Here is a 6,741-nt window from a genome sequence, read left to right on the forward strand (position 1 = left end):
GTGAGGGAGTGTTAGAATGATATATTTTGTGAGTATGCCGTGATTTCATCAGTGAATCTTTTCCGTTTGAATTTATGCTGTCATATCGGCAAATCTTAAGAAAAATGAATAGCGTTTTGATTAAAAGCTAAAATAGTCGGCCGGAAAAAGAGAAACCCGCTATAGCGGGTTTCTTTGAGGAATACTTGAATTTTTGGATTATGCAACTGTTTTTGCATTCGACGGCGACTAGCTGGGAACAGGTCGTAGTAGTGCTGTGATCTTTTCTTAAGCTAATACCCGCCTAGCTTTGATGACGCTGAAGCTTCTGTCGTGTTTGTTAGCGCTTAGACATCTTCTTCAGGCTCCGGGTCTTCTCTCGAAGGTGCTTGAGATGCCGCTGCAGATTTTTCTACAGCATTTGCGCTACTGGGAATTTTGGGTGTTTTGCACTGCACATCGGCATTCTGTGCGCGGTGTCGCAAAGCATGATCCATCAATACCAGTGCAAGCATGGCCTCGATAATCGGTGTGGCACGGATACCAACGCAAGGATCATGCCGCCCGTGCGTTTCGACAATGACCGGATCGCCGTTCTTATCAATTGAACGCCGCCCGAGACGAATGCTGGATGTCGGTTTGATCGCAACATTGGCGGTGATGTCCTGACCAGTTGAAATGCCCCCAAGAATGCCGCCTGCGTTATTACTTAAGAAGCCATTCGGTGTCATTTCGTCGGAATGTTCGGTGCCTCTTTGTGTTACGCTGGCGAAACCTGCGCCGATTTCGACTCCTTTTACTGCGTTGATGCTCATCATGGCGTAGGCGATTTCGGCATCCAATCGGTCGTTTACTGGTTCGCCCCAGCCGACTGGTACATGCTGTGCCACTACGCTGATTTTGGCGCCCACCGAATCGCCCGACTTACGCAGTTGATCCATAAATGTTTCCAGGCGATCTGAATAACTACTGTCAGCAACGAAAAAAGGATTCTGACTGATATCCTCCCAGCATTTGAATGGGATTCCAATCGGTCCCAGCTGCGCCATATAGCCGCGAACAACAATGTCAAATTTTTCGTGCAGCCACTTTTTTGCAATCGCACCGGCGGCAACGCGCACCGCAGTTTCACGTGCCGATGCACGGCCACCACCACGATAATCGCGAACGCCATATTTCTGCCAGTAGGTGTAATCTGCATGGCCGGGACGAAACGTATCCATGATTTTACTGTAATCCTTGCTGCGCTGGTCTTCATTGCGTATCAGTAATGCAATGGGCGTGCCGGTGGTTTGTCCTTCGAATACGCCAGATAAAATTTCTACCGTATCGGATTCACGCCGTTGTGTGACATGACGCGACGTGCCGGGTTTTCGTCGATCTAATTCAAGTTGGATTTCTTCAGTGCTGATGACTAGGCCCGGAGGGCAACCATCGACAATGCAACCAATTGCGGGACCGTGTGATTCACCAAATGAGGTTACGGTAAAAAGCGTGCCAAATGTATTGCCAGACATTCTCTTATTCTCTTATAACGAATTGTGCGAGTCTATCATACGTGTTCGTTCTTTTTTGTGTCGAAAAATAGGAGCAGAGTTATATACATGCAAATAATTCAAATTTGGCTTGAGAAAAATCAACAATGAAATGCAATTGTCATGATATACCTGCGATAAAATGGAGCTTATTGTCTGGAATACGCGAGATTTTAGCCATATTTACTGAGTATTATCAATAGGAGTTTGCATGAATACACCACGAGTCATAGAGTTTCTTATTAATTTGCAAAATAACATCATCGGTAGACTGGAACAGGTGGACGGCAAAACGTTCAAACGTGATCAGTGGGATCGCCCGGAAGGAGGTGGTGGCATGAGCAGTGTCATCGAAGAAGGGAATGTACTAGAGCGCGGCGGGGTTAATTTTTCCCATGTGTATGGTGCCGGATTACCTGCATCGGCCACTGCTGCTCGCCCTGAACTCGCAGGCCGATCATTTGAAGCGATGGGCGTGTCGTTGGTTTTGCATCCGCGTAATCCTTATGCGCCAACCGTGCATATGAATGTACGCTACTTAGAGGCGCACAAGGAAGGCGCTGAACCCGTTTGGTGGTTTGGTGGTGGTATGGATCTGACACCTTATTATGGATATGAAGAAGATGCAGTTCATTTTCATCAAACTTGCAAAGACGCACTACAACCCTTTGGTGAGGATTGTTATCCACGCTTTAAAAAATGGTGCGATGAGTACTTCTATTTGAAGCATCGCAAAGAGCCTCGTGGTATTGGTGGTGTGTTCTTCGATGATTTGAATCAACCTGATTTTGACACCTGCTTTAAACTTATACGTAATGTAAGTGAAAACTTTCTTAACGCCTACTGCCCTATATTAGAGCGCCGCAAGGACACTTCATATGGTGAACGCGAGAGGGATTTTCAGGCGTATCGGCGTGGACGTTATGTGGAATTTAATCTGGTGTGGGATCGTGGGACTCTGTTCGGCTTGCAAACAGGCGGTCGTACTGAATCTATTCTGATGTCTTTGCCACCGATTGTGAAATGGCGCTATGACTGGACGCCGGCGACAGGTAGCGCTGAGAATAAGTTATATACGGATTTTCTGATTGGTAAGGATTGGGTGTAATTAATCTGTGAACAAAATATCACTTAATAATCAGATTTTGTTTGGTGTTGTAGTGGGTGTATTACTGGGTTTCTGGTTTACAGCGCTGGAGCAGCAATCGACGATTATACAAAGTGGACTGTATATCGCAAAACTGGTGGGTACATTATTCACTGATTTGTTGCGAATGGTATTGATTCCACTGGTATTTACATCAATCGTGGTCGGTGTGGCCAATTTACGCTCACATCGACAAATGAATCGCGTCTGGCAGGTGGCGCTGATTTTCTTTACTTCCACGATGATGCTTGCGCTGATCTTGGGATTGACCTCCGCCAACTTGTTGCAGCCTGGGGGCGAATTGCAGATTACAATGTTCCAGGATGCGATGCAGAGTTTTCAGGCAACACAAATGTCATTACCGGATTTTTTTGCACAGTTCATGCGCTCGCTGTTTCAGAATCCAATCGCTGCTTTAGCGCAAAGTAATGTGCTGGCGGTGGTATTATTTGCTTTGTTATTGGGTATTGCGTTGGTCGTGGGTGGAGAACGTTATCGCAATATCCTGACGCTGATGCAGGAGTTTCTGGAATTGATACTAATGCTGGTTGGCTGGATCATGCGTCTGGCGCCACTCGGTATTATGGCTTTGGTATTGCAGCTGGTGGCTACGCAAGATGCCGGATTGCTGTCAACGATGATTAAGTTTGTGGCGATCGTATCAGGAACCACTTTACTGCATGGATTGGTGATTTTGCCAATGATCCTCTATCTGACTACGGGTATGACACCCTTCAAATTCTGGCTGGGCGCGCGTGAAGCATTGATCACTGCTTTTGCGACCAGTTCCAGCGCCGCAACGCTGCCGGTTACACTACGCTGCGCTGAACAACATTTGCATGTCAAGCGTGACGTTGCCGGATTTGTGATTCCGCTGGGCGCTACCATGAATATGGATGGCACAGCGTTGTATGAAGCGGTTGCAGCTTTGTTTATCGCTAATCTGGTTGGCATTGAACTTAGCTTGACGCAACAATTGATTGTATTTGTGACCGCCATGCTGGCAGCAATTGGTGCACCGGGCATTCCAAGCGCAGGGATGGTGACGATGGTGGTGGTGTTGCAATCTGTCGGATTGCCGGTTGAAGCGATCGCAATATTGTTGCCCGTCGATCGTATACTCGATACATTGCGTACTGCGGTCAATGTGGAAGGGGATATGGTGGGCAGCCTGGTGGTGCAGCACTGGATCAATAAAGATAAGCTTGGCAAATAGATTTAAGTTCTTTTGAGTATTAGATCAGATCATTATCGCGGAAGCGTTGCTGGATTTCCAAAACTTTGTCGGCGTTATTTATCAACGCTTCGACGCAATCACGATCTAATTTGGAATTGGACATTTGCCGTAATACCGCAAAAGCTTCTTCATTACTCCATGGCGCTTTATACGAACGGCGCGAGGTCAATGCATCAAACACATCCGCAACGGCGCTGATGCGTGCCTCTATCGGAATTTCTTCGCCTTTTAAGCCACCAGGATAACCACTGCCATCTACTGCTTCATGGTGGTATTCAGCGATGTTACGCAGGATGTTAGTGTGGCCAAATGCGCCCAGGCCAAAATCATCCAGTACGGAATCGATAATTTCACGACCTTTTACCGGATGCGTTTTCATAATATCGAACTCTGCCGCATCTAATTTGCTGGGCTTGCGCAGAATATTATCCGGAATTCCAATCTTGCCAACATCATGCATGGGTGAAAACAGAAATATATGTTCGATCTGTTCATCGGTTATTCCATAACTGGATGCGAGTTTACGTGCAATCAATCGCGCATAATGGGCAGTTCGGTCGATATGTGAGCCCGTTTCAAGATCACGATAATGCGTCATGCTTCGGGCCGCACGAACTGCAGCCAATAAAGTGCGAATAGCAGTTAATTCGCTAATGACCATCAAAGCGATTAAATGACCGTAAATATCAATCTGGCGCAGTGTTTGCGGGGTAAATGGGTGCTCCTGCAGCGAGTTAAAAAAAAGAAATCCTACGAAAACACCACTTTGATAGAGTGGCATCGTGTAGCTGGATTTATACCCTTTGGCGGCTACTCGTTTGGTGTGCTCATGTGTGCCGTGAGAGAAAATATCAAGATCCTGCACTAAACGCGGGCGGCGATGTTCGATAATAGTCAATAAAGACGGTGCTGCGCTCAGTGGTGCCTCGTAGGTGGTCACCGGATTTTCGTTACCTTCAGTGCTATGCGTATAGGTTTTGAGCATCTCGGTTTTTTCATCGTACAAAGCAATGGCCAACCGATCAATGAAGAGAAAATCCTGGCGGATGACTTGATGCAGAAAGCGTAACTTCTCTGTCAGCGGCAAATTCTCATGTAAATTGGCCAGAGTGTCTTGGTGTGTAAACAGATCTTCTTCCGATTGCATAACAGTCCTTTCATCAGGTGAAGGGTCGCGAGGCCTAGGCTATTGCGGCAATAATGATTGTGATTATATTGGGACAAAGCAATAAATTTTCACATCATTTTAGACGATTTGTCATGAATGCGACAAATTGTCGCGCGACAATTTGTCACATTCCAAAAACCAATCAATCTTTCTACAATTCGCATAACGTGGTTAATCCAGATTGGAATAGCTAGCGGATATCACGAGAGGTTTATAAGTATTATTTTCGTCAATAACACAGGAGGATGAGAAGCGTATAGGAATACCTTGATGCGCTTGCATAATGCCCTATGAAAATACCTACAAGACTCGAGCCACTAATTGAAGAAGGTTTGATCGACAGCGTAATTTGTCAGCTCATGAGCGGCAAGGAAGCGATGATTTATATGGTCAGCAGTGGAGGCCGTGCCCGTTGCGCTAAAGTTTACAAAGATAGTAATAAGCGTGATTTTCATCACTGTTCTAGTTACACAGAGGGGCGTAAAATTAAAAATAGTCGGCGTGCACGGGCGATGGAGAAAGGTAGCCATTATGGTCGCAGTGCGCGTGAAGAAGCATGGCAAAGCACTGAAGTTGACATGTTATGTCGACTTGCGACGGTCGGGATTCGCGTGCCAAAATTCTATAATCTTTTTGCTGGTGTCCTGCTTATGGAATTGATCACGGATTCTGAAGGAAATGTGGCACCTCGATTGAGTGAATTAATACTGACACCCAAGCAGGCACGTACCTATCACAAAATTTTGATTGACCAGATTGTGCAAATGCTATGTGTCGGAATTGTTCATGGAGATCTTTCACCCTACAATGTACTGGTTGATGGAGAAGGACCGGTGATTATTGATCTGCCGCAAGCTGTGAGTGCTACGGAGAATCATCAAGCGCGCATCATGATAAAACGCGATATCGATAATTTGACAGCTTATTTCAGCCGATTTGCTCCGGAATTGGCGCATTCAGATTATGCTGCTGAGATATGGTCTTACTATCAACGCGGTCAGTTGCCGCAGGCGCGTTTAACCGGAAATGTTAAACAGCAAGAAAAACCGGTAAATGTTGGTAATGTTCTCCAGATCATCGACTCAGTACTCAGAAAAGAAGTTGCCTGGCAGCGCCATAAGCAAACAAAATGGAATAACCATTCTTCGCAGTATTGAGTATTTGTTCACCGATATCAGTATAGAGTGAAGATGTTGATTGACTGGTGTGTGATTGCTTGTGTTATAATTCCGCTCCTGACGCGGGGTGGAGCAGTCTGGCAGCTCGTCGGGCTCATAACCCGAAGGTCGTAGGTTCAAATCCTGCCCCCGCAACCATCTATCCTTGCTGAGAATCGCCGTTTCATGCGGCTTTTCAGCTGATTCAGATTTACGGGATGAACGTGCATTTAGGTTAACCATCTCGTTCTTGTCTGACAAATCCTCTTTCGAGGAAATTTCGTCAGCATTAGAATCTTTCTGACAACCATGTTTTTGATCACCTGATTCGGTCATCATTTTGACTTGCTGCAACAAAGGATCATGATCGCTAATCTTTTGCTGCTTGCCTGCCGCAACTGTCAAAATTCCGGCAAGGTCGCCATGCAGGTCGATGGCGTATTCTGTTCCTGACGCTTTGGGCGTTGACGCTAACCCAAAACTGACCAGAAAGAGCTGTTTGTGCTAATTGAATTTTG

Annotated in this window: 5 protein-coding genes and 1 tRNA gene; 4 read left to right on the plus strand and 2 right to left on the minus strand. The window is 46.1% G+C overall.

Annotated elements, in window-relative coordinates; all coding sequences use genetic code 11:
• Nucleotides 1-326 precede the first annotated feature (326 nt).
• Nucleotides 327-1,496, minus strand: a complete 1,170-nt coding sequence (gene aroC, locus QZV86_RS03065; protein WP_295623919.1) for a chorismate synthase — start codon at nt 1,494-1,496, stop codon at nt 327-329.
• 229 nt (nt 1,497-1,725) lie between these two features.
• Between aroC and hemF the strand changes: the two genes are divergently transcribed.
• Nucleotides 1,726-2,622, plus strand: a complete 897-nt coding sequence (hemF, locus tag QZV86_RS03070; protein ID WP_295623921.1) for an oxygen-dependent coproporphyrinogen oxidase — start codon at nt 1,726-1,728, stop codon at nt 2,620-2,622.
• 7 nt (nt 2,623-2,629) lie between these two features.
• Nucleotides 2,630-3,877: a dicarboxylate/amino acid:cation symporter gene (locus tag QZV86_RS03075; RefSeq protein ID WP_295623922.1), complete on the plus strand. Its 1,248-nt coding sequence runs from the start codon at nt 2,630-2,632 to the stop codon at nt 3,875-3,877.
• 19 nt (nt 3,878-3,896) lie between these two features.
• Here the strand turns inward: QZV86_RS03075 and QZV86_RS03080 are convergent, their stop codons facing one another.
• Nucleotides 3,897-5,045, minus strand: coding sequence for an HD domain-containing phosphohydrolase (locus tag QZV86_RS03080; RefSeq protein WP_295623924.1), 1,149 nt, complete (start codon nt 5,043-5,045; stop codon nt 3,897-3,899).
• 311 nt (nt 5,046-5,356) lie between these two features.
• Between QZV86_RS03080 and QZV86_RS03085 the strand changes: the two genes are divergently transcribed.
• On the plus strand, nt 5,357-6,223 hold the full coding sequence (locus QZV86_RS03085; protein ID WP_295623926.1) for a PA4780 family RIO1-like protein kinase: 867 nt from the start codon (nt 5,357-5,359) through the stop codon (nt 6,221-6,223).
• Between the two features lie 82 nt (nt 6,224-6,305).
• Nucleotides 6,306-6,382 (plus strand) — tRNA-Met (locus QZV86_RS03090).
• The last annotated feature ends 359 nt before the right edge of the window (nt 6,383-6,741 follow it).

The organism is uncultured Nitrosomonas sp. (assembly GCF_902826915.1).
Taxonomy (GTDB): Bacteria; Pseudomonadota; Gammaproteobacteria; order Burkholderiales; family Nitrosomonadaceae; genus Nitrosomonas.

Excerpts from the sequence above, each read along its gene's own strand:
- hemF (WP_295623921.1), top strand. The coding sequence starts at position 1,726 with ATGAATACACCACGAGTCATAGAGTTTCTTATTAATTTGCAAAATAAC.
- aroC (WP_295623919.1), bottom strand. The coding sequence starts at position 1,496 with ATGTCTGGCAATACATTTGGCACGCTTTTTACCGTAACCTCATTTGGT.
- QZV86_RS03080 (WP_295623924.1), bottom strand. The coding sequence starts at position 5,045 with ATGCAATCGGAAGAAGATCTGTTTACACACCAAGACACTCTGGCCAAT.
- QZV86_RS03085 (WP_295623926.1), top strand. The coding sequence starts at position 5,357 with ATGAAAATACCTACAAGACTCGAGCCACTAATTGAAGAAGGTTTGATC.